Annotated in this window: 27 protein-coding genes; 12 read left to right on the top strand and 15 right to left on the bottom strand. The window is 67.1% G+C overall.

Going from position 1 to position 23,105, the window contains the following annotated elements; translation table 11 throughout:
* Position 1: 1 nt before the first annotated feature.
* A complete protein-coding gene (locus HVO_RS04200; protein WP_004040878.1) occupies positions 2–304 on the bottom strand; it encodes an EthD family reductase in 303 nt (100 codons plus the stop codon).
* Between the two features lie 160 nt (positions 305–464).
* Here HVO_RS04200 and HVO_RS04195 point away from each other — a divergent pair, with 160 nt between their 5' ends.
* Positions 465–1,232, top strand: coding sequence for an IclR family transcriptional regulator (locus HVO_RS04195; protein ID WP_004040877.1), 768 nt, complete (start codon positions 465–467; stop codon positions 1,230–1,232).
* A 612-nt stretch (positions 1,233–1,844) separates the two neighbouring features.
* Here HVO_RS04195 and HVO_RS04190 read toward each other — a convergent pair.
* From HVO_RS04190 to HVO_RS04175, 4 genes are all read right to left on the bottom strand, one after another.
* Complete coding sequence (locus HVO_RS04190) at positions 1,845–2,726, bottom strand: enoyl-CoA hydratase/isomerase family protein (RefSeq protein WP_004040876.1); 882 nt, start codon at positions 2,724–2,726, stop codon at positions 1,845–1,847.
* Entirely contained in the window at positions 2,723–3,607 is an 885-nt protein-coding gene (locus tag HVO_RS04185; RefSeq protein WP_004040875.1) for a 3-hydroxyacyl-CoA dehydrogenase family protein, read from the bottom strand. The genes HVO_RS04190 and HVO_RS04185 overlap by 4 nt, the downstream gene beginning before the upstream one ends.
* Before the next feature lie 86 nt (positions 3,608–3,693).
* A complete protein-coding gene (locus HVO_RS04180) occupies positions 3,694–5,262 on the bottom strand; it encodes a zinc ribbon domain-containing protein (protein ID WP_004040874.1) in 1,569 nt (522 codons plus the stop codon).
* Complete coding sequence (locus HVO_RS04175) at positions 5,259–6,422, bottom strand: thiolase C-terminal domain-containing protein (RefSeq protein ID WP_004040873.1); 1,164 nt, start codon at positions 6,420–6,422, stop codon at positions 5,259–5,261. Before HVO_RS04175 ends, HVO_RS04180 begins: the two co-directional genes overlap by 4 nt.
* Positions 6,423–6,522: 100 nt before the next feature.
* Between HVO_RS04175 and paaK the strand changes: the two genes are divergently transcribed.
* Positions 6,523–7,812, top strand: a complete 1,290-nt coding sequence (gene paaK, locus HVO_RS04170) for a phenylacetate--CoA ligase PaaK (protein WP_004040872.1) — start codon at positions 6,523–6,525, stop codon at positions 7,810–7,812.
* A gap of 9 nt (positions 7,813–7,821) precedes the next feature.
* Here the strand turns inward: paaK and HVO_RS04165 are convergent, their stop codons facing one another.
* Positions 7,822–8,232, bottom strand: coding sequence for a PaaI family thioesterase (locus HVO_RS04165; protein ID WP_004040871.1), 411 nt, complete (start codon positions 8,230–8,232; stop codon positions 7,822–7,824).
* 96 nt (positions 8,233–8,328) lie between these two features.
* Between HVO_RS04165 and HVO_RS04160 the strand changes: the two genes are divergently transcribed.
* Positions 8,329–8,799, top strand: a complete 471-nt coding sequence (locus tag HVO_RS04160) for a MaoC/PaaZ C-terminal domain-containing protein (protein WP_004040870.1) — start codon at positions 8,329–8,331, stop codon at positions 8,797–8,799.
* A gap of 20 nt (positions 8,800–8,819) precedes the next feature.
* On the opposite strand, the gene HVO_RS04155 is transcribed toward HVO_RS04160, so the two are convergent.
* Positions 8,820–9,059 (bottom strand): hypothetical protein, encoded by a 240-nt coding sequence (locus HVO_RS04155; protein WP_004040869.1) that lies wholly within the window; start codon positions 9,057–9,059, stop codon positions 8,820–8,822.
* 55 nt (positions 9,060–9,114) lie between these two features.
* Here HVO_RS04155 and HVO_RS04150 point away from each other — a divergent pair, with 55 nt between their 5' ends.
* From HVO_RS04150 to HVO_RS04125, 6 genes are all read left to right on the top strand, one after another.
* On the top strand, positions 9,115–10,119 hold the full coding sequence (locus HVO_RS04150) for an LLM class flavin-dependent oxidoreductase (RefSeq protein ID WP_004040868.1): 1,005 nt from the start codon (positions 9,115–9,117) through the stop codon (positions 10,117–10,119).
* A 49-nt stretch (positions 10,120–10,168) separates the two neighbouring features.
* A complete protein-coding gene (locus tag HVO_RS04145; RefSeq protein ID WP_004040867.1) occupies positions 10,169–12,115 on the top strand; it encodes an ABC transporter permease in 1,947 nt (648 codons plus the stop codon).
* Positions 12,108–12,872: an ABC transporter ATP-binding protein gene (locus tag HVO_RS04140; protein ID WP_004040866.1), complete on the top strand. Its 765-nt coding sequence runs from the start codon at positions 12,108–12,110 to the stop codon at positions 12,870–12,872. The genes HVO_RS04145 and HVO_RS04140 overlap by 8 nt, the downstream gene beginning before the upstream one ends.
* A complete protein-coding gene (locus HVO_RS04135) occupies positions 12,869–13,486 on the top strand; it encodes an ABC transporter ATP-binding protein (RefSeq protein WP_004040865.1) in 618 nt (205 codons plus the stop codon). The genes HVO_RS04140 and HVO_RS04135 overlap by 4 nt, the downstream gene beginning before the upstream one ends.
* Before the next feature lie 79 nt (positions 13,487–13,565).
* Positions 13,566–13,949: a PaaI family thioesterase gene (locus HVO_RS04130; RefSeq protein ID WP_004040864.1), complete on the top strand. Its 384-nt coding sequence runs from the start codon at positions 13,566–13,568 to the stop codon at positions 13,947–13,949.
* A 68-nt stretch (positions 13,950–14,017) separates the two neighbouring features.
* Positions 14,018–15,469 (top strand): aldehyde dehydrogenase family protein, encoded by a 1,452-nt coding sequence (locus tag HVO_RS04125; RefSeq protein ID WP_004040863.1) that lies wholly within the window; start codon positions 14,018–14,020, stop codon positions 15,467–15,469.
* 162 nt (positions 15,470–15,631) lie between these two features.
* On the opposite strand, the gene paaE is transcribed toward HVO_RS04125, so the two are convergent.
* From paaE to paaA, 5 genes are read right to left on the bottom strand one after another with little or no spacing between them, the layout of a single operon-like run.
* Positions 15,632–15,799, bottom strand: a complete 168-nt coding sequence (gene paaE, locus HVO_RS20780) for a 1,2-phenylacetyl-CoA epoxidase subunit PaaE (protein WP_004040862.1) — start codon at positions 15,797–15,799, stop codon at positions 15,632–15,634.
* Between the two features lie 3 nt (positions 15,800–15,802).
* A complete protein-coding gene (gene paaD, locus HVO_RS04120) occupies positions 15,803–16,246 on the bottom strand; it encodes a 1,2-phenylacetyl-CoA epoxidase subunit PaaD (protein ID WP_004040861.1) in 444 nt (147 codons plus the stop codon).
* Positions 16,239–17,057 carry a 1,2-phenylacetyl-CoA epoxidase subunit PaaC gene (gene paaC / locus HVO_RS04115; protein ID WP_004040860.1) on the bottom strand — a complete coding sequence of 273 codons (819 nt, stop codon included), beginning with the start codon at positions 17,055–17,057 and terminating at the stop codon, positions 16,239–16,241. The genes paaD and paaC overlap by 8 nt, the downstream gene beginning before the upstream one ends.
* A gap of 2 nt (positions 17,058–17,059) precedes the next feature.
* The gene (paaB, locus tag HVO_RS04110; protein WP_004040859.1) at positions 17,060–17,380 is read right to left on the bottom strand and encodes a 1,2-phenylacetyl-CoA epoxidase subunit PaaB; all 321 of its coding nucleotides are present in this window, start codon (positions 17,378–17,380) and stop codon (positions 17,060–17,062) included.
* Between the two features lie 5 nt (positions 17,381–17,385).
* Complete coding sequence (gene paaA / locus HVO_RS04105; RefSeq protein ID WP_004040858.1) at positions 17,386–18,330, bottom strand: 1,2-phenylacetyl-CoA epoxidase subunit PaaA; 945 nt, start codon at positions 18,328–18,330, stop codon at positions 17,386–17,388.
* A 91-nt stretch (positions 18,331–18,421) separates the two neighbouring features.
* On the opposite strand from paaA, the gene HVO_RS04100 reads away from it, so the two are divergent.
* Together HVO_RS04100 and HVO_RS04095 are read left to right on the top strand one after the other, a co-directional pair.
* Complete coding sequence (locus tag HVO_RS04100; RefSeq protein WP_049914680.1) at positions 18,422–19,060, top strand: helix-turn-helix domain-containing protein; 639 nt, start codon at positions 18,422–18,424, stop codon at positions 19,058–19,060.
* An 81-nt stretch (positions 19,061–19,141) separates the two neighbouring features.
* Complete coding sequence (locus tag HVO_RS04095) at positions 19,142–19,906, top strand: enoyl-CoA hydratase/isomerase family protein (RefSeq protein WP_004040856.1); 765 nt, start codon at positions 19,142–19,144, stop codon at positions 19,904–19,906.
* A gap of 1 nt (position 19,907) precedes the next feature.
* Here the strand turns inward: HVO_RS04095 and HVO_RS20065 are convergent, their stop codons facing one another.
* The 3 genes from HVO_RS20065 to HVO_RS04085 form a co-directional block, all read right to left on the bottom strand.
* Complete coding sequence (locus HVO_RS20065) at positions 19,908–20,393, bottom strand: hypothetical protein (RefSeq protein ID WP_081442874.1); 486 nt, start codon at positions 20,391–20,393, stop codon at positions 19,908–19,910.
* A 107-nt stretch (positions 20,394–20,500) separates the two neighbouring features.
* Positions 20,501–21,373 (bottom strand): amidohydrolase family protein, encoded by an 873-nt coding sequence (locus tag HVO_RS04090; protein WP_004040855.1) that lies wholly within the window; start codon positions 21,371–21,373, stop codon positions 20,501–20,503.
* Positions 21,374–21,884: 511 nt separating this feature from the next.
* Complete coding sequence (locus tag HVO_RS04085; RefSeq protein ID WP_004040854.1) at positions 21,885–22,490, bottom strand: class I SAM-dependent methyltransferase; 606 nt, start codon at positions 22,488–22,490, stop codon at positions 21,885–21,887.
* A 135-nt stretch (positions 22,491–22,625) separates the two neighbouring features.
* Here HVO_RS04085 and HVO_RS04080 point away from each other — a divergent pair, with 135 nt between their 5' ends.
* The gene (locus HVO_RS04080; protein ID WP_004040853.1) at positions 22,626–23,093 is read left to right on the top strand and encodes an FKBP-type peptidyl-prolyl cis-trans isomerase; all 468 of its coding nucleotides are present in this window, start codon (positions 22,626–22,628) and stop codon (positions 23,091–23,093) included.
* The last annotated feature ends 12 nt before the right edge of the window (positions 23,094–23,105 follow it).

Raw genomic sequence — 23,105 nt, 5'->3', positions numbered from 1 at the left:
TTCAGGACCTGTCGAGGTGAACCGTCTCCTCGACGTAGAGCGTCGGTCCCCGTTCCATGTCGGTGAACGCCGCCGCGTCGGCGTTCACGCGCTGACCGACCTCGGAGTCGAACGCCGCCTTCAGAGCGGCCATGTCCTCGAAGTAGAGTTCGACGATACCGTCGTACTCGGACCGTTCGGGGTCGGTCGGGACGCTCGTCGCGTACTTCACGAGCCCCGGAAACTCCCTCGCGAGTTCCGCGTGGCTCCCCCGCCACCGCTCGACGAACTCCTCGTGCGTGTAGTCGTCGTCCCGGACGAGCATATTCACCAATTTAATCATGCACGTCTGCGATCCAATCCGACGTTACTTTGCTCTATCGCTGACTCGCGGTTCGAGCGGCCGTCGAGGGCGTTCGAGTGGGTGGAACTGACGTTCGAACTGTTCGAACAGATTTATCACGAATGAACACCGACGATAAGTGATGACAGACGACGAACAGCGCCGACCGGTGACGACGGCCGCCACGTCGCTCGGTATCCTCGAACAGCTCAAATCGGGGGGACCGATGGGGCCGACGGGGCTCGCCTCGGAGCTCGGATTGGCCAAGAGCACGGTCCACCGGCATCTGAAGACGCTCGAACGCGAGGGGTTCGTCGTCCCCGACGACGACGGCTACCGGGTCGGCCTTCGGCTCCTCGACTTCGGCATCTACGCGCGCGACCAGCACCAACTGTACGAGGTGGCCAAGCCGAAACTGGACGAACTCGCCGAGCAGACCGGCGAGAAAGTGTGGTGCGTCACGGAAGAGCAGGGCCGCGGGTTCCACCTCTACGGCGCGGCCGGCGCGCACTCGGTGCGGACGCCAGCGCGGGAGGGGACGCGCTCGTACCTCCACCAACTCGCCGCCGGCAAGGCCATCCTGTCGGCGTTCCCGGACGAGCGCGTCCGCGACATCGTCGACCGACACGGCCTCCCGGCGAAGACGCCGCAGACGATAACCGACCCCGACGCGCTCTTCGAGGAGCTGGCGACGATTCGCGAGCGCGGGTTCGCGCTCAACCGCGAGGAAATCGTCCCGAAACTCCACGCCGTCGGCGTCGCCGTCACCGACAACGAGGGCCGCCCCGTCGGAGCGATAAGCATCTCGGGGCCCTCGAACCGGCTTCGGGGCGACCGAATGACCGGCGACCTCGCGGACCTCCTCCTCGGCGCGGCCAACGAGGTCGAAATCAACCTCAACTTCTCCTGACCCGGTGTCTCGTCCCGCCGGCGAACCGAAGCTGCGGAACGGTTCGAACTGTTCGAACTCATTCAGGGAGTACTCTCCCGTTCGAAGCCGGAGAATCACGCTTTCGAGGAGCTGAGACGACGATTCGGTTGCGACGATTACTGTTCGAACCACTCGAACATAATGTGGTTATATTCTTATTATACTATTGTAGATTAACGCGGCAGGACGCGAGCAATTACAGAATTACACCTGTCACGGATTGTGGCGTGGGAGACGAACCGTCCGGCTGCCGTCCTGTGGGCCGGCCGCATCGTTGCTGGGTCTCGTTCGCCCCGAAACCGCCGTATCCCCGTCATTCGAGACTCGGTGTTCGGTTCGCGCGCGAGACGGTCATCGATAGCGACTGCCGATACGGCGGCGTCGCTCGAGTACGGACTCGCGTTCGAAAGGACAGAATGCCCGGTCCTCCACCGGCGCGCCCCCGATTTCGGACTCGCTCGCGGGCGGGCCGCTCCCGGTGTCGTGTTCACGGCGTGAAACTAGCGCTCGCGCCTGCGCTGCGAGTTCTCGCCGGACGGTCGCGGCGGTTTCGAAGCCGTTCGAGTAGTTCGAACGGCGTGGTTGAGGAGTCTATCGCTCGCGCTCGTGCCATTCGGGTTCGCGGTCCTCGAAGAACGCGTCGATACCCTCGTCCTTGTCTGGCGACCCGAACAGTTGGGCGAACAGCTCCGCCTCGTACTCGATGCCCTGTTCGAGGTCTGTCCGCGAGGCGGCCTTGACCGCTTTCTTGGCGAACTCCAGGGCCACGGGGCTCTTCGTCGCCATCAGCTCTGCGAGTTCGTACACCCGCTCGTCGAAGGTCTCGTCGCCGTGGACCTCCTCCACGAGGCCGATGTCCGCGGCCTCCTCGGCGGAGATGAGCTCGCCCGTCAGGACGAGTCGCATGGCGTGTCCCTCGCCGACGAGACGCGCGAGTCGCTGGGTGCCGCCCCCGCCGGGCATGATGCCGAGATTGATTTCGGGTTGGCCGAGTTTCGACCGCTCGTGGGCGATGCGAACGTCGCAGGCCTGCATCAGTTCGCAGCCGCCGCCGAGGGCGTGGCCGTTTACGCGGGCGATGACCGGCTGTCGGAGGTCGTCGACGCGTTCGTACACTCGCGGTCGCTTGCTCGCCTCGCGCTGTTCGAGCATATCGCGCTCGCGGAGCTCCGTTACGTCCGCGCCGGCGACGAACGCCTTCGCCTCGTCGGAGCCGGTGAGGACGACGACGCGGGCGCTGCTCGCTTCGATGGCGTCGAGGACGCGCTTGAGTTCAGCCCGGAGCGTCGCGTTGAGCGCGTTCCGCGCGTCGGGGCGGTTCAGCGTCACGGTGACGACGCCTTCGACGCGGTCGTCGACGACGGCGTCGACCGTCTCGCACTCGGCGGCGACCGACTCGACGGTCGATTCCCCTCCGTCGGTGCGGAGGTCGTCTGTCTGCGAGTCATCGGCGCTCGGCTCGTCACCGCTCATCGGTCCATCACGTCCTCGGGCGCGCCGACGATTTCGCCGTCCTCCCAGACGTAGAAGCCCTCACCGGTCTTCTTGCCGAGCTTGCCGGCGCGGACCTTTCGCTTGAGAATCTGCGGCGGGCGGAAGCGCTCGCCCAGTTCCTCGCGTAGGTATTCGAGGATGTCGAGGCGAACGTCGAGGCCGACCGCGTCTCCGAGTTCGAGTGGCCCCATCGGGTGGTTGTACCCGAGCTCCATCGCGGTGTCGACGTCCGCGGGCGACGCGACGCCCTCCTGCACCATGCGCATGGCCTCGACGCCGAGGGCGACGCCGAGCCGCGAGGAGGCGAAGCCGGGCGAGTCACCGACCTCGACGGCGGTCTTGTCGATGCCCTCGACGAACTCGGTGGCGAACGCCAGCGTCGATTCGCTCGTCTGTTCCGCGACGACGACCTCGACGAGCCCCATGATGTGGACCGGGTTGAAGAAGTGGAGTCCGAGGCCGCGCTCCGGACGTTCGAGGGCGCTCAGTATCTGGGTCACGGAGAGCGACGACGTGTTCGACGCGATGACGGCGTCGTCGTCGACGAGGGATTCGACCTCCGCGACCGTCTCGCGCTTGAGTTCCATATCCTCGGGAACCGCCTCGACGACGAGGTCGGCGTCGGTGACGGCCGCCTCCAGCGAGGTCGTCCCCGAGAGTCGATCGAGCGTCGCCGCCATCTCGTCGGGCGTCACCTTGTCGCGGTCGACGCCGCCCCGGAGGTTCGACTCGATGGCGTCCAGTCCATCGTCGACGTACGCCGCTTCGATGTCACGCATCGTCACCTCGTGACCGGCCATCGCGGCCACCTGCGCGATGCCGTGACCCATGGTTCCCGCGCCGAGTACACTCACTTGCATCACCGAAAGGGGTTCGGGAACCATCATAATCGTTTGCCCTCGCTTCGGTGTCGATGACCCGGTTCTGCTCCCGCGCCCCCGACCGATTACTCCCGCCGCGCCTCGGTCGGGACGACCTTGAAGCCGTACCTGACGACGCCCTCCTGCTCGTAGATGCGGCGCGGGACGGCCTCGACGCGGTCGCCGATTGCGGGCGTTCCGGCGGGCGAGTGGACGACCTGTGCGGGCGCGCTCACGGTTCGCTCGTCGGTCTCGCCGCCCTCGCCGCCCGGCCCGTCGAAGGCGACGACGGCGACCGGGAACGACCCGGCCCGCTGCTGTTGCTCGACGAACTCCGGCGGCGCGCCCCCCTGTCCGATGGCGGTCGCGGCCTCGACGGTTCCCGTTCCGGGCAGCGTCACGTCGTCGTAGCCCGCGAGCGACCCGCAGTCGGCACACGCCCCTTCCGGCGGGAACGAGAGCGCCCCGCACTCGGTGCACTCGCCGGCGACGAGGCGGTGTCGCTGCGGAATCGTCCGCTTCCACGTCGGCACGCTGACGTACGCACCGCCGCCAGCCGGCTCCCCGCCGGTGATGGTCCCGCGCCGCCGGAGCGCCTCCGCGTACGAGAGTTCCACGTCGCCGTCGAGGACCGCCTCGACCGGGACGACGGAACTGGCGGCGGCGTTGGTGTCTGTCGCCTCTGTGCTGAGCGCGAGCGCGGTCGCCCCCGCGCCGCCGCCGTAGCCGACGAGGAGTACCGAGGTCGCGGGGGACCGGCCGTCCGACTCGTCGGCTCCCGCGTCGCCCGCGGAGTCGAGCGCCGACGCGAGTCCGAGAACCGGCCCGGCGGCCCCGGCGTCACCGGTTCGCGAGACGACGGTCCCGGCCGCGATTCGCGCCGGTTCGACGTCGAGCGCGTTGGCCGCGCGGTACGGGAGTTTCCCGTCCGGCGCGGTGAGGGCCACGGCGTCGGGATCCAGTTCGGCCGTGTCGATGCCGAGGGCCTCGACCGCCCCGACGACCGCCCGCGTGTAGGCGTCGCGTTCGTACTGCGTGACGCCGATGGACTCCGTCTCGGCGCTCCCGAACCCTCGGAACCGCGCACCGGGTGCGGGGTCACCGAACTCGCCCACGGCGTCGACGACGAGCGGTCCGTCTTCGGCGAGGACGAGCGCGGTCGCCCCCGCCCCGGCACCGGCCGCCTCGTCGCTTTCGGGCGCTCCTCGCGGGCTGTCGGTGACGACGACGAGCCTCGGACTGCTCGCGCCGTCACCCACGTTCTGTGTCGCCTCGACCGTCGCCGCCAGCGCCACCGCGCCGGCGCGGGTACTCCCGCCGAACTGCCGGGTCGGAACCGACGGGTCGACGCCGAGGAGCGAGGCCAGCCGAACCGCGATTTCCTCCTCGTCGTTCGGCGGCGTCGTGGTCGCAAGGGCGAGGTGGTCGATGTCGCCGGCGTCAACCCCGGCCGCGCGGAGTGCGCGCCGGCCCGCCTCGGTCGCCATCGTCAGGGTGTCTTCGTCGGCGTCGGCGACGGCGACCCGGTCGACGCCCGGCGCGCCGCCCTTGCCCCACGCCTCGCGGTAGGCCGACGCGGGGAGGTACAGCCGAGGAACGTACGCGCCGACCCCGGCGATTCCGAGGGTCGCTCGGGCCGGGTCGTCGGCGCTCATAGCGCACCCCCTTCGAGGACGTGGACGACGGCGGCCCCGCCCGACCCGCCGACGTTGTGGGTGAGGCCGACGCTCGCGCCCGCGACTTGCCGATCACCGGCCCGCCCGGTGAGTTGTTTGAACGCCTCGACGACCTGCCCCGCGCCCGTCGCGCCGATGGGGTGGCCCTTCGATTTCAGGCCGCCGGAGGGGTTGACGGGCAGGTCGCCGCCGAGTTCGGTCGCTCCCGAGTCGACCAGTTCGGGCGCGTGTCCGCGCTCGCAGAAGCCGAGGTCCTCGTACGCCAGCAACTCGGCGATGGCGAAGCAGTCGTGGACCTCCGCGAAGTCCACGTCGTCGGGGCCGAGACCGGCCATCTCGTAGGCGGCCGCGGCGGCCCGCTCGGACGATTCGACGGCGGTGTAGCTGTCGCGCTGGAAGAGGCCGACGCGCTCGGAGGCGGCACCCACGCCCGCGACGCGGACCGCGTCGTCGCACGCGTTGGCAACGCCCTCGCTGGCGACGAGAACCGCGGCCGCGCCGTCGGAGGTCGGACAGCAGTGATAGAGATTCAGCGGGTCGGCCACGACGGGCGCGCTCCGCGCGTCGTCGAGCGAGCACTCGAAGCCGAGGTGCGCCTTCGGGTTCTTCGCGCCGTTCGCGTGGTTCTTCACCGCGACCTTCGAGAAGTGGTCCGGCGAGGCGTCGTAGGCGTCGAGATACGCCGAGGCAATCTGGGCGTAGACGCCCGCGAACGTCGTCCCGGTGAGACGCTCCCACTCCGTCTCGCCGCTGACGCCGAGCCAGTACTTCGCCACGTCGCCGCTCGTGTCGGTCATGACCTCGTAGCCCCCCGCGAGGGCCACGTCCGCCATCCCGCTTTTGACCGCCTGCACCGCCTGTCTGACCGCGTAGCCGCTCGCTGCGCAGGCGTTTTCGATTCGGGAACAGGGGACGCCGTGGAGGCCGACGTGCTCCGTCACGGCCGGTCCCGATAAGCCGAGTTGCCGACCGCCGACGCCGAGCGACCCGACGACGGCCTCGTCGATATCGGCCGCCTCGACACCGCCGGCGCTCCCCAGTGCCTCCTCGAACGCGGTCGCGAACAGCGACCGATAGCTCTCGTCCGGAAACGCGCCGTACTTCGATTGGCCCGCTCCGACGATGTATGCGTCTCGCATGATAGTCGATTACGTATCCCTCGCGAAATAGGTTCGCCCCGCAGTGCGGTCGGGCGACCGCATCATTTTTATCACATTCTATCATCGGGTTCAAACGTATATGGTATTCGATAGCACGGAGACCGCCTCGCGGGAGGAGCTCCGCGAGGTGCAGGACGGTCGCCTGCGGGAGACGGTTCGGAACGCGTACGAGAACGTCGAGTTCTACCGCGAGACGTTCGACGCGGCCGGGCTCTCGCCCGCTGACATCGAGAGCGTCGAAGACCTGTCGAAACTGCCGTTCACGACGAAGGAGGACTTCCGCGACCACTACCCCACGGGGATGTTCGCGGTCGACATGGACGACGTGATTCGCGTCCACGCGTCGTCGGGCACGACCGGCAAGCCCAAAATCGTCGGCTACACCCGCGAGGACCTCGACGTGTGGAGCAAGGCGGTCGCGCGGTGTCTCGTCGCGGCCGGCGTCGGTTCGGACGACGTGGTCCAGAACGCCTACGGCTACGGTCTGTTCACCGGCGGTCTCGGCCTCCACCAGGGCGTCGAGGAACTCGGCGCGACGGTCATCCCCATCGGCGGCGGCAACACCCAAAGACAGGTGGAACTGCTCTCCGACCTCGGAAGCGACGTCATCGCGTGTACCCCGTCGTACGCGCTCTATCTCGCCGAGGTCGCAGACGACATGGGAACCGACATCCGCGACCTGCCGCTTCGGACGGTCATCTTCGGCGCGGAACCCTGCACCGAACCGATGCGAAACGAAATCGAAGAGCGACTCGGCGTGACCGGCATCGACATCTACGGCCTCTCGGAAATCGTCGGCCCCGGCGTCTCCGTCGAGTGCGAAGCGCAGGACGGCCTGCACATCTGGGAGGACTACTTCTACCCCGAGGTGGTCGACCCGAACACGGGCGACCCCGTCGAGGAGGGCGAGGAGGGCGAACTCGTGTTGACGACCCTCGCGAAGGACGCGCTGCCTGTCCTCCGGTATCGGACGGGCGACCTGACCACGCTGGACTACGACACCTGCGAGTGCGGCCGAACCTGCGTCCGCATGGACAACATCACGGGCCGGTCGGACGACCTGATAATCGTCCGCGGCGTGAACTTCTACCCGAGCGAGGTCGAGTCGGTCGTCCTCGAGTTCGACGAAATCGCGCCGCACTACCGCATCGACCTCCGCCGCGAGGGGAGCCTCGACCGGGTCGAAATCACGGTCGAACTGGTCGAGGAGTTCGGCGGGTCGCTGTCGGACCTCGAAGGGCGGATTCAAAAGCGACTCTCGAACGTGCTCTCGTTTACGCCCGACGAACTGCACCTCGTCGAGTACGGCGACATCGCGCGCACCGAGGTCGGAAAGGTCCAGCGCGTCTACGACCACCGCGGCCAGTAACGCGCGTCGTCAGCGACCGCCGGGCTTGTAGACGCGCCCCCGAAAGGTCGCGATTCGCTCGCCGTCCCCGCCGGAGACGACGACCTCGTACTCCGCGGTCCGTCGCCCGAGGTGCGTCTCCCGGGCGACCGCGCGGAGCGTCTCGCCCACCTCGGCGGCCGCGAGGTACGAGATGTTCGTCTCCAGCGCGAACGCGGCGTCGCCGTGGCTGTTCGAGGCGGCCGCGAAGGCCGCGTCCGCGAGGCTGTACACCGCGCCTCCGTGGGGCGTCCCGTGGAAGTTCAGGTGGTCTTCGGCCACGGTCAGCGTCGTCTCCGCGTACCCGTCACCGACCTCGGCGAGGTCGATGCCGACGCGCCCGCAGTAGGGGTCGTTCGAGGCGCGCTCCCGTATCTCCGCGTAGTCGTCTTGCTCCGACATGCGACCACACGTCGTCCTGCGCTCCCCAAGTAGCCACCGACTGTCAGGAAAGATAGGTATGTAAACTACTTTATCTGATGGCGGTGACGGTGAGGTATGGCATACAGCTACGAACCGCACTACTTCGAGGACTTCGAGGAGGGCAAGGAGTTCCAGAGCGTCGGTCGCACCGTCACCGAGGCGGACTTCATGATGCACTCCGCGCTGTCGGGCGACTGGACCGAACTCCACACGAACAGCGAGTACGCGGAAGACACCCAGTTCGGCCAGCGAATCGCCCACGGGCCGATGACGTTCGTCCAGTCGACCGGCTTCGTGTACCGGTCGGGCATCGTCGAGCGCACCGCCATCGCCTTCCTCGGGATGAACTACATGGACCTGCCGAACCCGGTGTTCATCGGTGACACGCTCTCGCAGACGATGGTCGTCTCGGAGCGGAAGGACCTCGGGAGCCGCGACGACGCCGGCTTGGTCGTCCTCGAAATCGAGATGACGAAGCAGGACGGCACGGTCGTCCTCGAAGGCGACATGAAGTTCCTCATCAAGACGAAGTCGGCCGCGGAGTAAGCGGCTCCCCGACCGGCGACTCACGAATCCAACCGCTCGCCGCGGACGAACAACGCGTCGTCGGCTCCCTTCTCACCGTAGTCGTCGTGGTACTCCATCAACTGAAAGAGCGCGCCGGTCGGGCTTCGCGGCGAGACGAACGCCTCGGTCCAGCCGTCTTCCACCGCGCGCCCCACGACGCGCGCGGCCGGCGGCGCTGGCTCCGTCGCGGTCGCGGTCGCAGTCGTCGAATCCGAGGGTGCCGAGTCGTCGGGACTCATCTCCGACGAACTCGGTGTTCCTAACTATTAATAGCTAAGGTACGAACTCAGAGTCATGAAACTCGGGACGGGACTGTTCACCTGCCAGCGGCGGCCGGACGACGACCGGGCGATGGCCGACCTGTACGACGAGATGCTGACGCTCGGGCGGGAGATAGACGACGCGGGCCTCGACAGCGCGTGGGTGTCCGAACACCACTTCATGCCGGACGGCTACCTCTCGGGGACGATGCCCGCGCTCGGGGCGCTCGGGGCGGCGACCGAGTCGGTCGAACTCGGGACGTGTATCGCGCTCGCGCCGCTGTACGACCCGATTCGGCTCGCGGAGGACGCGGCGACGGTCGACCTCATCTCGGGCGGGCGAACGACGCTCGGCCTCGCAATCGGCTCGAACCCCCGCGAGTTCGACGCCTTCGGCGTTCCGCGAGACGAGCGCGTCGACCGCCTCGCCGACGCCGTCTCCCTCCTCCGCGACGCGTGGTCAGACGGTCCGATAGCGCACGAGTCGCCGTTTCACGAGGGTGCGACCGGTGTCGACGTGACGCCCAAGCCGGCACACGACGTGCCCCTCATGCTCGGCGGCGCGGCCAAGCCCGCGGTTCGCCGGGCGGCCCGGACGGCGGACGCGTGGTGCGCGCCGTCGTCGCTCTCCCTCGACGGCGTGCGCAAGCGCGTCGAGGACATTCGGAGCGTCCGGGAGGCCGAGGGACTCGACGGTGAGTTCACGATATACGTCCTCCAACACGGTTTCGTCGGTGACTCGAAGGCCGAGGCGTGGGACGCGATGAGAGACGGCTACCTCTACCTCCAGCGCCGGTACGCCGAGATGTTCTCCGGCGACGAGGTCCACGAACTGTCCGACGAGCGCCGGGCGGAACTCAAAGCACAGGCCGTCTTCGGTACGCCCGACGACGTGGTCGCGGAGCTCGACCGCTACCGCGACGCGCTCGGCGACGACATCCACTTCATCTTCCGTACCTACTACCCCGGCATCGGCACCGACCGGATGGTCGAGTCCGTCCGCCGACTCGGCGACGAGGTCCGACCGCGACTCGCCTGAGGGACCGAACCGGGGGCTCAGGGCCGAACGCAACGTTCTCGTCGTCGGGATGGTGTACGTCCTGCTCGCTGCCGGGCTCTCCATTATCTTCGGCGTCATGGACGTCATCAACTTCGCCCACGGCGAACAGTTCGCCCTCGGCGCGTACTTCGCGTTCGCCATCGCCGGCCCCCTCGGCGGCGCGGGCTTCTGGGTCGCGCTCGTCGTCGCGCCCCTCCTCGTCGGCGTCGTCGGGATGGGCATCGAGCGGCTCACCGTCAAGCGGCTGTACGGCCGCGACCCGCTGTACCACATCCTCCTGACGTTCGGACTCGTCCTCATCGTCAACGACCTCATCACGTCGGCGTGGGGCAAGTCCGCCCAGCCGTTTCCGATTCCCCCGATTCTCGACCAGCCGGTCGCGCTGTTCGGGTTCAACTACTCGCTGTACAACTACGGCATCATCGTCTTCGGGTCGGCGCTGGCGCTCGGCACGTGGCTCCTGTTGAACCGCACCCGCTTCGGGATGATAATCCGCGCCGGCTCCGAGGACCGCGAGATGGTCCGCACCCTCGGCATCGACATCGACCGCTACTACACCCTGACGTTCGGGTTCGGCGCGGCGCTCGCCGGCGTCGCCGGCATCGTCCTCGGCGCGTACCAGAACGTCAGCCCGACGATGGGAAGTTCGGTCATCATCCCGGCGTTCGTCATCGTCGTTCTCGGCGGCCTCGGGTCGTTCCGCGGGGCCGTGGTCGGCGGTCTGTTCGTCGGTCTCGTCCAGACGTTCGCCCGGACGTACGCGCCGTTCCTGGAGGGACTCATCGTCTTCCTGCTCATGATTTCCGTGCTCGTCGTCAAGCCGACGGGGCTGTTCGGCACGAGCGTCGGCGCGGGCGACCACCACGACGGCGCGCTCCTCCACGGCTCCGGCGGCGGCGTGCTGTCCGCGGAGACCCGCGCGAAACTCGGCTACGCCGGCGTCGGCGCGCTCCTCGTCGTCCCGCTTCTCGCGGAGGTGACCGGCGTCACCTACTCCGTGACGCTCCTCGAAGACATCCTCATCTGGGCGCTGTTCGCGCTCAGCCTCGACCTCGTGCTCGGCTACGCGGGCCTCGTCTCGCTCGGTCACACGCTGTTTTACGGGGTCGGCGCGTACGCCTCGGTTCTCACGCTCATGCACCTCTCGCCGTCGGTGTTCGTCGCGCTCGCCGTCGCCGTCGCCGTCTGCGCGGCCATCGCGTGGGGCGTCGGCTACCTCTCGATACGCGTGTCCGGGGTGTTCTTCGCCATGATAACTCTCGGGTTCGCGGAGCTGTTCTACAACGCCGTGTTCAAGTTCGACTTCACCGGCGGCCCCGACGGCCTGTTCGGCGTCGACGCGTTCTACGGTCTCGCCGGCCTCGGCGTCGACCCCGGCGAGTTCGCGGTCCCGCTGGGTCCGTTCGTCCACGACGGCGGCGTCGTCCAGTACTACTTCCTCCTCGCCGTCGTGGTAGGGTCGTACCTGCTGGCCCGCCGCCTCATCCGCGCGCCGTTCGGCTCGGTGTTGCAGTCCATCCGCGAGAGCGAAGAGCGCGCCTCGTTCATCGGCTACGACGTAACCGCCTACAAGCGCCGCGCCTTCGTCGTCTCCGGCGGCCTCGCGGGGGTCGCCGGCGGGCTGTTCGCCGCCGACAACGGCTACGTCGCGCCGTCGTTCCTCCACTGGATAAACTCGGGCGAGGTCATCGTGATGACCGTCCTCGGCGGCATGGGAACGCTCTACGGGCCGATGCTCGGCGCGGGCGTCTTCGTCGCCGCGGAGGACGTGCTCTCGTCGTACATCGACCAGTGGCAGCTCGTCACCGGCGTGCTGTTCGTCCTGTTCGTCATCTTCGTGCCGCGGGGGCTCGTGTCGCTCTCGCGGACGGTGGCGGACCACCCGCTTTTCGAATCGGCCGTCGGCGGCCGGTTCCGCGACCGCGTCGGCGAACAGGCCGGCGTCACCGACCCGGAGGTAGACCGCCGTGAGTGACCCGATACTGCGGACCGAGAACCTGACGAAGGAGTTCGGAAAGCTCGTCGCCGTCGACGACGTGACCCTCGACGTGGAACGCGGCGAGTTCCGGAGCCTCATCGGCCCGAACGGGGCCGGCAAGACGACCACGTTCAACCTCCTGACCGGCGCGCTCCGGCCGACCCGCGGCACCGTGACGTTCAACGGCGAGAACGTGACCGCGCTCCCGCCGCACGAGCGCGTGCGCCGCGGCCTCGGCCGGTCGTTCCAAATCACGAACGTCTTCTCGGGGCTCACGGTCCGCGAGAACGTCCGCCTCGCCGCGCAGGCGGCCCGCGAAGGCGGCTTCACGCCGGTCGAAGCGTACCTCCGGCGAAGCGACGCCTTCGACGACGTGAACGAACACACCGACCGCGTGCTCGACCGCTCCGGCCTCTTGGGCCGCGGCGACGAACCCGCGGACGTGCTCGCCTACGGCGACAAGCGCCGGCTCGAAATCGCCATCGTGCTCGCCACCGACCCCGACATGGTGCTTCTGGACGAGCCGACCGCCGGCATGAGCGCCGAGGAGACGCGGGCCACGATGGACCTCATCGACGAGGTGCTGTCGGACCGGACGCTCCTGCTCATCGAACACGATATCGACCTCGTGATGCGGGTGTCCGACCGCATCACGGTCCTCCACCGCGGCGAGGTCCTGGCCGAGGGGACGCCCGCGGCCGTCTCGGAGGACCCGGAGGTCCGCGAGGCCTACTTCGGGGGTGTCGAGACGTGAGCGACGACCCGCTCTTGTCCGTCCGCGGACTCGTCTCGGGCTACGGGTCGACCCGCGTCCTGCAAGGCATCGACTTCGACGTGCCTCGCGGGTCGGTCGTCACGCTCATCGGGCGCAACGGCGTCGGCAAGACGACGACGCTCCGGAGCATCCTCGGGAACGTCCCGCCGTCCGAGGGGACTATCACCTTCGACGGGGCGGACATCACGACGCTGTCGCCGGAGAAGACCGCCCGCGAGGGCATCGCACTCGTCCCCGAGGAGCGCCGCGTCTTCCCCGGCCTGACCGTCTCCGAGAACGTCGAAATCGGCCGCATCGGCGGTCGTCGAGACGCCGAAAAACCGACCGTCGACGCCATCGTCGACGAGTTCGAGAACCTCGCGCGCCACCGGAACAGCCGGGGTGCGAACCTCTCGGGCGGCGAACAGCAGATGCTCGCCATCGCCCGCGCGCTCGTCTCCGCGCCGGACCTCCTGTTGCTCGACGAGCCGACCGAAGGGCTCGCGCCCGCCGTCGTCAAGCAGGTCCAGCGAAAAATCGAGGAACTGAACGACGACGGCGCGGCCGCCGACGAGGTGCTCGACCGGTACCTCGGCGTCTCGATGGCCGACTGACGGCTCTCGGCGTCTCGTCGGCCGCCCGGCCGGGGCCGACCGACGAAACGAACTTAACGAACCTGTGCGAACTGGTGGCATGGACATCGAGGAGTTCTTCGAGAGCATGCCGTTCGCGCGGCTGTTGGGCGTCGAAGTCACCGAGGTCGCAGACGGGCACGCGGAGGGTCGCGTCGAGATGCGCGAGGAACTGTCGTGGAACGCCGACCGGGTGATGGCCCACGGCGGCGTGACGTTCACCCTCGCGGACACGGTCGGCGGCGCGGCGCTCGTCAGCGAGGTCGACCAGCCCGTCCCGACTATCGATATGCGAATCGACTATCTCAACGCGGGGACCGGTGACCTCCGCGCCGAGGCCGACGTGGTTCGACTCGGCGGCGACGTGGGAACCGTGGACGTGGACGTGTACGCGACGGACGGGAATCACGTGGCGACCGCGAGGGGAGTCTACAAAACCGGTTGAGTTCTCCGCCCGCCGCAGAGTTAGTAATCAACAATAGTTAATATTATGCGCGAAAAGGGTATTTCGTAATGGAATACAGTGGCCCGACCGGTCTCTACATCGACGGGGACTGGGTAGCCGCGGCATCGGACGAGACCATCGAGACGCGCGACCCGGCGACCGAAGCGCCGTACGCCGAGGTCGCCCGCGCGGGCGAGGCGGACGTCGACGCCGCGGTGCGGGCGGCGAACTCGGCGGGCGCTCGCGGCGGCGAGTGGGAGACCACGAGCGCGGCCGAGCGCGGAGAGAAACTGCGCGCGATGGCCGACTTCATCGAGGCGCGGAAAGACGAGATAGCGCTCGTCGAGTCCCACGATAACGGCAAGACGCCGTTCGAGGCCGGTATGGAGGTCCAGATGGTCGTCGACACCTTCCGCTACTACGCCGGATGGACCGACAAGGTGACCGGCGAGTACAACCCCGTCCCCGGCCGGCGCGTCAACTACACGACCCGCGAACCGCTCGGCGTCACCGGACACATCGTCCCGTGGAACTACCCGTTCCAACTCGCGGGGCGCAGTCTCGCGCCGGCGCTCGCCTGCGGCAACACGGCGGTGGTAAAGCCCTCCAGCCAGACGCCACTTTCGGCGCTCTACTACGGCCTCGCGGCCGAGGAAGCCGGCCTCCCCGACGGCGTGGTGAACGTGGTTCCCGGAAGCGGGTCCGAGGCGGGGTCGGCGCTCGCCTCGCACCCCGACGTGGCGCACGTCACCTTCACCGGCAGCACCGAAGTCGGTAAAGGCGTCATGGCCGACGCCGCGGCCAACGTGACCGGCGTCACGCTCGAACTCGGCGGGAAGGGCCCCAACGTCGTCTTCCCCGACGCCGACCTCGACGCCGCCGCCAAGGGCGTCCACTACGGCATCTTCATGAACGCCGGCCAGATGTGCTGGGCCGGGTCGCGCCTGCTCGTCCACGAGGAGGTGGCCGACGACCTCGTCGAGCGCGTCGTCGCGCGCGCCGAGTCGACCCCGCTCGGCTCCGGCATCGACGACGACGGCCGGATGGGGCCGGTCGTCAGCGAGTCCCACCGCGGGGACGTGTTGGAGTACATCTCCCTCGGCGTCGAGGAGGGCGCGACCGTCGCCTGCGGCGGGGGCGTCCCCGAGGACAAGGACACCGGCTACTTCGTGGAGCCGACGGTTCTCGCCGACGTGACGAACGACATGACCGTGGCCCGCGAGGAGATATTCGGCCCGGTCCTCGTCGTCACCGAGTTCTCGGACCGAACGGAGGCGATCGAACTCGCCAACGACTCCCCGTACGGGCTTCTCGCCGGCGTCTGGACCGAGGGGCTCTCTCGCGCTCACGGCGTCGCCGACGCGCTCGACTACGGGATGGTCAGCGTCAACGAGTACCCGGTCACGTTCCCGCAGACGCCCTTCGGCGGCACGAAACAGAGCGGTCACGGCCGCGAGCAGGGAGCGGAGGCCGTCCGCGAGTTCACGCAGGCGAAGAACGTGAACCTCAACCTCGGCTGATTCGCCCGAGACTTCGGCCCGCGACTCGCTGAACGGCTCGGCCCTCACCCCGCGCTCCGCTGCACGCTCCTGCCCTCAACCCGCCGTCCCCGGAGTGACCGCCTCGGCGCTCCGCGGACGCCGTTCGAAAAAAACCGCTCTTCTCCGGTCGCTCCGCCGACGTTATTCGAACCGCTGGAACGGCTCTTGACAGTCGTTACAGAAGTGCATCGACCGGCACAGTCCCGGCCCTTTCGGGTGCTCGCGGACGGTGTTCGTGCCACCGCAGTACGGGCACTCCGCGCCCGATGTCTCGCCCGTCGTCTCGGTGCTTGGGTCGAAGCGGCGCATCGCTCACACCCCCAGCCCGAACTCGCGGAGGGCCTCGCGGCCCGCCTCGGTCACCATGTCGACGGTCCACTCCGGCGTGAACCGGAGCCGTACGGACGCCTCGTCGACGCCGGCCGCCAGAATCGCGCACTGCACGTCGTTTTCGAGATAGTCGCGCGCCGGACAGCCGGTGTACGTCAGCGTCATCTCGACGATACCGAGCGTCTTCGTCTCGCCGTCTTCGCCCTCTCGCTCGACGACCCGAACGTCGTAGATGAGGCCGAGGTCGACGATGCTCACCGGCATCTCGGGGTCCTCGATTTCGTAGAGGGCGTCCCAGATGTCGGCTTCGACGCCCGTGGCTCCGACGCCCGTCTTCGGGAAGCCCTCCGGGACCTCGCCGTCGACGTACTCCGTGTAGCCGCAGGCCGTCGCCTCGCGCGCGTCGTCGGCGCTCACGTCAGACACGCTCCCCGCCGATTCTCGCCGGCTCGGGCGCTTCGAGCTCGTCGTACGTCCGCCGGAACTCCGCGGCCAGTTCGTCCCAGTGGTCGGTGTGGGTGCCGTCGCGGCCGCGGGCGCTCGGGCGCTCGACCTCGTCGGGTTCGGGCACGTCGAGCCCGAGCGATTCGAGGTACGGAATGACCGTCTCCAGCCACTCGATGCGGAGGTCGGCGGTGGACATCGTCCGGAAGCCGTTGTCGACGATTGCGTCCTCGTATTCGGGCTCGACGAAAAGCGAGAGTGCGTGGGGGAACAGCCGGTCGAGCGCGTCCTGTACGCGGTCGCGGCTGTCGCCCTCGGCGAGGCGGTCGAGCCAGCTCTGGGCGTTTTCGAGGTGGTAGCGCTCCTCGCTCAGCACCTTGCCGACGCGGTCGGAGAGCGGCGCGTAGCTGGTGTCGACGAGCGCGTCGAGGCGCAGGCGCTCGGCGGCGTCGTAGAGGTAGCTCCGAAGGACCACGTCGGCCCAGTCGCCCTCCGCGAACGGGAGTTCGACCAGCGTGGCGTGTCTGAACTCGTCGGCGGGGCGCTCCCAGATGAGTTCCGCCTCGGTGTGGCCGAGTTCTTCGAGCAGGTCGTACCACAGGCGGGCGTGGCCGAATTCGTCCTGTGCGACGTTCGCCAACGCGAGGTCGGACTCCAGCGTCGGCGCGTAAATCTGCCACTCGATGAGGCGCTCGCCGTGGACGTACTCGTCGTCCGCGAGGCGGAACAGCAACTCTTCGAGCGCGGCGCGCTGTTCGGCGTCGAGGTCTTCGGGATTGAGGGCGTCGGGCATGGTTAGCTGTCCGCCTCGAGCGATTTCTCCACGTCGGCCTGCTCGGCCTCGCTTTCGGCGACTTCCGGCGCGGCCGGTTCGATGTCCGTGTACGAGGTGGCCCAGCGGTAGGTCTTGTCGGTCGTCCCGCCGAAGCTCGTCTCGTCGGCGTCGATTTCACCGATTTCGTCGTGCGGAACGACCCACAGGCTGTGGGTCTTCATCCGTCGGCCGTGCTGGACGGCCGCGAACTGGAGCGCCAACTCGCGGTCCGGCGCGTGGACGTTGCCGCAGTGTTTGTGGTACGCTCCCGGTTTGTCCTGTCTGAACACTTCCCAAATCATGGTTCTCAGTCCGCCGCCTGCGGGGTTTCGGCCCCCGACGCGCCCTCCCAACTGTGCATCGATTCGCGCACCCACTCGACCGCCGCCTGCGCCTTTGCGCGGGAGTTAATCTGCTCGTGACTCCCGTCCGAGGCGTTCTTGGCGATGGTCCAGAACTCGTCCCAGTTCAGGTCGTCCTCGTTGACGTGGTAGGTGTCGAGTTCCTCGTCGTACTCGATGCGCGGGTACTCGGGGACGACGAGGCCGTACTTCTCCGCTTTCGGGACGTAGGTGTCGAGGAAGGTGTCGCGAAGTTCGTCGTTGGACTTCGTCTTCAGGCCGACCTCCTGCGCGAAGTCGTTGTGGACGGACTTGTCGTTGGTCGGGCCGAAGAACTGGATGATGCGCGGCCACCACGTCTCGAAGGCGGCCTGCGTCTTCTCTTGGGTCGCCTTCGACCCGTTCATCAACTCGGAGAGGATGGATTCGCCGTGTTTGACGTGGAAGCCCTCCTCGAAGCACACTTTGTCCATCGCGTGGGCGTACGGCGTCCACGACGTGTTCTTGAGCGTCGCCTGCCGGTGCATGGCCGCGCCGTCGACGAAGAACGCTATCATCGGCACCTCGTGCCACGACTCCATCGGGTAGTGGAAGCAGTTGAGGAACTTGCCGTCGCCGCGGGCGAGTTCGTCCAGCATCTCGTCGCGCGTCTTGATGCCGAGGGACTCGGCGGCGCGGTAGAGCAGTTGCGCGTGGCCGATTTCGTCCTGCACCTTCGCCGAGAACGCCAGCTTTCGGTCGATGCTCGGCGCTTGCCGGATGAACGGCTTTTCGAGGTACCCGCCCATCACCTCGCTGTTCGCGTGGAACTGAATCATCCGCGTCGCGGCCTTGCGGTACTCCTCTGGCATGTCGTCCTTCGGAGCGAACTGCCGCGGGCCCGCCCGTTCTTTGACGGTTTCGAGGTCCATTGGTCTATCAGGAACTATCATCTATGACTACTTACGAATTGACCCGTCCATGACCTGCCTTTTTATATTACTGTCGCGTACCCACACGCAGATGATAGCGGAGTGCTTGGTGGCCGAGTTTCGCATCGACGGCGACGACTGCCCGCTGGCGCGGGCGACCGACGCGGTCCCCGTCGCGGTCGACGCGAACGCGCCGCAACTCCGCGCCGACGGCAACGTCCTGCTCCATTTTTCGGCTCCAGCGGACGACCGGCTCCCCGAGGCCCTCGACGACGACGACGCCATCCGCTACCTCCACGTCACCCGCGGCGACGACACGTACACCTTCCGTTGTCTCTCGAAACACTCCTGCGTCGTCCACGAGCTCGTCGACGCCGGCTTCCTCGTCGAGTCGATGCGGTACGACGACGGCGGCGCGACGATGCGCGGGGCGGTCGTCGGCTACGACGTACTCCGCGGCGTGATGGAGACGGCCGGCGGCACCGTCGGTATCCAACTCCAGCGCGTCTACCCGCTTCGGGCGGACGAGGAATCGCCCATCGGTCGAGCGTGGGACCTCACGCCCGCGCAGGAAGCCGCCCTCCGGGCGGCCGTCGAGATGGGGTACTTCGACCTCCCCCGGAGCATCACGGCTCGGGACGTGGCGGACGAACTCGGAATCAGCAAGTCGGCGTTCCTCGAACGGCTCCGCCGGGCGCAACAGTCGGTGTTCGGGGCGCTGCTTGAGTGAGCCGGGGGCGTCGTCGACCCGCTCGACTCGCCCGGCGGTCAGCCGGCGAGGCTATTTACCCCGCGTCCCCGTAGCGCGGGTATGCGAGTCGACGACGCCGACGGCGTCCGGACCGTGACGTTCGACAGACCCGAGGCGAAAAACGCGTTCACCGCCGACGTGGCTCGAGAGCTCTCGGCGGCGCTCGAAGAACTGACGCCCGAGGCGTTCGACGCCGCGGTGATAACCGGCGACGGCGACGCCTTCAGCGCCGGCGGCGACATTCAGGCGATGGCAGAGCGCGACGAGACCGCCCGCGAGGCCTACGAGCGCGTCCGCGGCACCCTCGGCCGCGTCGCCGAGGCGATTCTCACCGCTCCGGTGCCGGTCGTCGCCCGCGTCAACGGCGACGCCGTGGGCGCGGGGACCTCCGTCGTCGCCGCCTGCGACTTCGCCTACGCCACCCGCGACGCTCGCTTCGGCGCGTCCTTCGTCAACGTCGGTCTCGTCCCCGACGCGGGCGCGACGGTGACGCTCCCCCGGTTGGTCGGCCTCCGGGCCGCGAAGGAACTCGCCTTCACCGGGAAACTCGTCTCGGCCGAGCGCGCCGCCGAACTCGACCTCGTGAACGAGGCGGTCGCCGCCGCCGAACTCGACGCCACCGTAGACGAGACGGTAGAGACGCTCGCCGCACAGCCGACGGAGACGCTCGCGCTGGCGAAGGAAGCGATACACGCGAACCTCGGCCGGTCGTGGGCCGACGGCCTCGAACGCGAGGCGCACGCACAGACACTCGCCTACGACACCGACGCCCACGAGGAAGGGGTCGCCGCGTTCTTGGAGAAGCGGCGGCCGGAGTTTGAGTAGCTTAGAGGCGCTTCACGACGTAGTACAGTGATGCGACAACGGGTATGAAAAATGACGCTATTGGCCACACGACTCTGTTTGGCCGGTTGGACACCTGTTCAGCATGTTGTAACTGGGCATCAGCGAAGATTACGACCGGCGTGACTATCCACGCGAAGAGAAACACGAGTACTGCTTGGTCTCCACTTACTGCGCCGCTATTTGGACCGCCAAACGCATACATGATGCCCCAAAACTGGACACATAGACTCGCGACCACCCATTTCAATCTGCCTCCTGCGGACTCCTTTTCCGATTTAACGGGTACCGCGATTGTTCCATCGTCGTTGAGTTTGTCCGGGTCGTAATTACGCAACGTCTCTGATACGTGTGAATCGGAGCACCCCACTGCGGTTGCTATACGTGTGTTAGACCAGTTCGGGTTGTCTCTCTTTTTATAGAGAATTGCCTGTTGCTTCGCGGTAAGCTGTCGGTTCTCGTACTTCATCGCCCGTCCCAACGATACTGTATCTGAATATTGACTGTCCCAATCCCCATACGAAAACGCGTTCGGAACACATATTGAGTGTTACTGAACTAGCGCATCCGACATGTCTATAACTCGAGGAACCGTTCCGCGTTCTCCCAGAGGAGTTTTCGCTTCACCTCCTCGGAGGCGTCGAAGTGCTCCTCGAAGGACTCGAACCACCGCCCCGGTCGAATCATCGGGTAGTCGGTGCCGAACATCACCTTGTCCTGCAAGACGGTCTTGGCGTAGTGAAGCACCTGCTCGTCGATGTACTTCGGGAGCCACCCCGAGAGGTCCATGTAGACGTTGCCCTTCTGCTGGCAGATGGCGAGTTGCTCTTTTTCCCACGGGTACGCCGGGTGGGCGATGAGAATCTGGAGGTCCGGGTGCTCGGCGGCCACGTCGTCGATGAGCATCGGGTCGCCGTACTTGATTTTCAGGCCGCGGCCGCCGGGCGAGCACGCCCCGAGCGTGGAGTTCCCGCCGTGGAAGACGACCGGCACGCCGAGGTCCTCGATGGCGTCGAACAGCGCCCTGTGTTCGTCGTCGCTCGGGTCGAACCCCTGTGCGATTTGCTGGAACTTGAACCCCGAGAGACCGAGGTCTTCGACGCACCGGACCGCCTCCTCGACGCAGTCGTCTTTCAGCGGGTCCACGCTCCCGAACCCGACGAAGAACTCCGGGTGTGCGTCTCTGACCTCGGCCACGTAGTCGTTCGGTACTGGGGGATTCCCGGTGTTCGTCTCGGCGTCCCACCCGAGCAGCACCGCCCGCCCGATGTCGTGCTCGCGGTACTCGGCTATCATCTCCTCGTAGCTCCACGTCTCCATCTCCGCGCCGAACCTGTTCGCCGCGTCCCGCATCATCTCCCCGCCGGCGTCTTCGAGGAACTCCGCGGTCGGTTGGTGGGCGTGCGTGTCGATGATGCGCGGCTCGTCGACCCAATCTAATACGGTCATTCGTGTGTGACCGTCTCCGAGCGATAAAAATCGAACGGACGGAGCCGACCGAGTGATGGCGCGGCGGCGTTGGCGTACCGCCACGGGAGGTGATTCGACGCGCAACCCAATCAGCCACCGGCCAATCCCGTTAGGGTCGCTGCTCAGTCCCGCCCCGACTCGAAGAAGCTTTCCTCGTAGGAACCCGGCTGTGATACTGGTTCACTGCGGTGCCGATACGGCTGGCGAGGGAAGAGTAATTTAATATACGATTTCTATCACATTGCGGACACAGAGTTGGAGTCGCAGCCCGGATTCGTTTTGACAATTCGTATCAATAAAATTTCAAACTTCCAAACGTTGTGACTCTACTCTGGGTTGTCTTTTAAGACACATTAGATACGTCTCTCACCCGGATTTATGTGGGAGATCTCTGTCTAATGGATTTAGAAACAACATACGGTTTTTCTTGTCATCTCGGTACAACAGCGGATTCTCCCCAGATCACGCTGCACATATTTTATCAGAATTATTACTTATAAGCTCTACTCCGCGGGTACGACTGCGCCCCACCCCGCGTGTTCCGCGCGATAATCGTCGCCGTCGCGGACTGCCGGTCGTCGCGCGGTTCGGTCGATTCGTCGTAGTACAGCACCGTGAGGTCGAGGCAGGCGCGGAGCAGTTCGTTCGAGTCGAAGCGGTATCTGTCGGTGCTCGGCCCCACCGTCGCGGGCGGGTCGGCCCGCAGGTGGTGCTGGTAGAACAGGACGCCGCCGGGCTTCAGCGCCGCCTTGATGTCGGCGAGGCGGTCCAGCGTCCGGAAGTAGCTGATGGTGACGAGGTCGTACGTCGACTCGGGGAACTCGTAGGTCGTCGCGTCGGCCCGAATCGTCTCCACGCGGTCGGTGAATCCGCGGGCCCGGGCGCGCTCGTCGATGATGCTCAACCCCTCGCTCGACTGGTCGAGCGCGTCGACTCGGTAGCCGTTTGCGGCGAGAAACAGCGCGTTACGGCCGCTGCCGGCCGCCACGTCGAGCGCGCGGCCGTCTGGCAGTTCGTCGAGGTACGCCCGCAGCGCCGGCGACGGCTCCGGGTCGGTCGGATACGTTCCGGTCCGGTAGCGTTCGTCCCACTCCATACGGGCGCTACGCGGACCGCCGTGTTCAAGCTACGGCGTCGTTCCCGGCGGATGGGTCGTGGACGTACTGACAACTGCCTCACATACTCGTCGGCAGTGCGGTCACTTATCTGTCTCCGGCAGCGAGTACGGGGTATGACGATTGAAACCGGCGACTCCGTTTCGCTCGAATACGTCGGAACGCTCCCTGACGGCACGGTTTTCGACACGTCGCGTCAGGACGTGGCCGAGGCAGAGGGTCTCGCGGAGGCCCAGCCCGACCGCGACTACGAGCCGCTCGCGGTCGAGGTCGGCGCGGGAACCGTTATCGAGGGACTCGACGAGGCGCTCGTCGGCATGTCCGTCGGCGACGAGGAGAGCATCGAAATCCCGCCGGAGAAGGCCTACGGCGAGTACGACGAGGACCTCGTCCGCGAGCACGAGACCGAACAGCTCCGCGAAGTGCTCGGTGACGAGCCCGAGGAGGGCCTGTACGTCCAGACCCAGCAGGGCGGCCTCGGCGAAATCGTCCACACCGACGACGACGTGGTCCGCATCGACTTCAACCACGAACTCGCGGGCGAGACGCTCATCTTCGACGTCGAAATCCTCGACGCGAACTGAACTGACCTGAAC

Origin of the sequence: Haloferax volcanii DS2, from assembly GCF_000025685.1 — an archaeon.
In the GTDB taxonomy this organism is placed as follows: Archaea; Halobacteriota; Halobacteria; order Halobacteriales; family Haloferacaceae; genus Haloferax; species Haloferax volcanii.
Note: the sequence above shows the minus strand (reverse complement) of the source record. Positions and strands in the feature narration are given on the sequence as shown.

Bases quoted from the DNA above. Each gene is read 5' to 3' on its own strand.
- HVO_RS04200 (WP_004040878.1), bottom strand. From the start codon at position 304: ATGCTCGTCCGGGACGACGACTACACGCACGAGGAGTTCGTCGAGCGG.
- HVO_RS04195 (WP_004040877.1), top strand. From the start codon at position 465: ATGACAGACGACGAACAGCGCCGACCGGTGACGACGGCCGCCACGTCG.
- HVO_RS04190 (WP_004040876.1), bottom strand. From the start codon at position 2,726: ATGAGCGGTGACGAGCCGAGCGCCGATGACTCGCAGACAGACGACCTC.
- HVO_RS04185 (WP_004040875.1), bottom strand. From the start codon at position 3,607: ATGCAAGTGAGTGTACTCGGCGCGGGAACCATGGGTCACGGCATCGCG.
- HVO_RS04180 (WP_004040874.1), bottom strand. From the start codon at position 5,262: ATGAGCGCCGACGACCCGGCCCGAGCGACCCTCGGAATCGCCGGGGTC.
- HVO_RS04175 (WP_004040873.1), bottom strand. From the start codon at position 6,422: ATGCGAGACGCATACATCGTCGGAGCGGGCCAATCGAAGTACGGCGCG.
- paaK (WP_004040872.1), top strand. From the start codon at position 6,523: ATGGTATTCGATAGCACGGAGACCGCCTCGCGGGAGGAGCTCCGCGAG.
- HVO_RS04165 (WP_004040871.1), bottom strand. From the start codon at position 8,232: ATGTCGGAGCAAGACGACTACGCGGAGATACGGGAGCGCGCCTCGAAC.
- HVO_RS04160 (WP_004040870.1), top strand. From the start codon at position 8,329: ATGGCATACAGCTACGAACCGCACTACTTCGAGGACTTCGAGGAGGGC.
- HVO_RS04155 (WP_004040869.1), bottom strand. From the start codon at position 9,059: ATGAGTCCCGACGACTCGGCACCCTCGGATTCGACGACTGCGACCGCG.
- HVO_RS04150 (WP_004040868.1), top strand. From the start codon at position 9,115: ATGAAACTCGGGACGGGACTGTTCACCTGCCAGCGGCGGCCGGACGAC.
- HVO_RS04145 (WP_004040867.1), top strand. From the start codon at position 10,169: ATGGTGTACGTCCTGCTCGCTGCCGGGCTCTCCATTATCTTCGGCGTC.
- HVO_RS04130 (WP_004040864.1), top strand. From the start codon at position 13,566: ATGGACATCGAGGAGTTCTTCGAGAGCATGCCGTTCGCGCGGCTGTTG.
- HVO_RS04125 (WP_004040863.1), top strand. From the start codon at position 14,018: ATGGAATACAGTGGCCCGACCGGTCTCTACATCGACGGGGACTGGGTA.
- paaE (WP_004040862.1), bottom strand. From the start codon at position 15,799: ATGCGCCGCTTCGACCCAAGCACCGAGACGACGGGCGAGACATCGGGC.
- paaC (WP_004040860.1), bottom strand. From the start codon at position 17,057: ATGCCCGACGCCCTCAATCCCGAAGACCTCGACGCCGAACAGCGCGCC.
- paaB (WP_004040859.1), bottom strand. From the start codon at position 17,380: ATGATTTGGGAAGTGTTCAGACAGGACAAACCGGGAGCGTACCACAAA.
- paaA (WP_004040858.1), bottom strand. From the start codon at position 18,330: ATGGACCTCGAAACCGTCAAAGAACGGGCGGGCCCGCGGCAGTTCGCT.
- HVO_RS04100 (WP_049914680.1), top strand. From the start codon at position 18,422: ATGATAGCGGAGTGCTTGGTGGCCGAGTTTCGCATCGACGGCGACGAC.
- HVO_RS04095 (WP_004040856.1), top strand. From the start codon at position 19,142: ATGCGAGTCGACGACGCCGACGGCGTCCGGACCGTGACGTTCGACAGA.
- HVO_RS20065 (WP_081442874.1), bottom strand. From the start codon at position 20,393: ATGAAGTACGAGAACCGACAGCTTACCGCGAAGCAACAGGCAATTCTC.
- HVO_RS04090 (WP_004040855.1), bottom strand. From the start codon at position 21,373: ATGACCGTATTAGATTGGGTCGACGAGCCGCGCATCATCGACACGCAC.
- HVO_RS04085 (WP_004040854.1), bottom strand. From the start codon at position 22,490: ATGGAGTGGGACGAACGCTACCGGACCGGAACGTATCCGACCGACCCG.
- HVO_RS04080 (WP_004040853.1), top strand. From the start codon at position 22,626: ATGACGATTGAAACCGGCGACTCCGTTTCGCTCGAATACGTCGGAACG.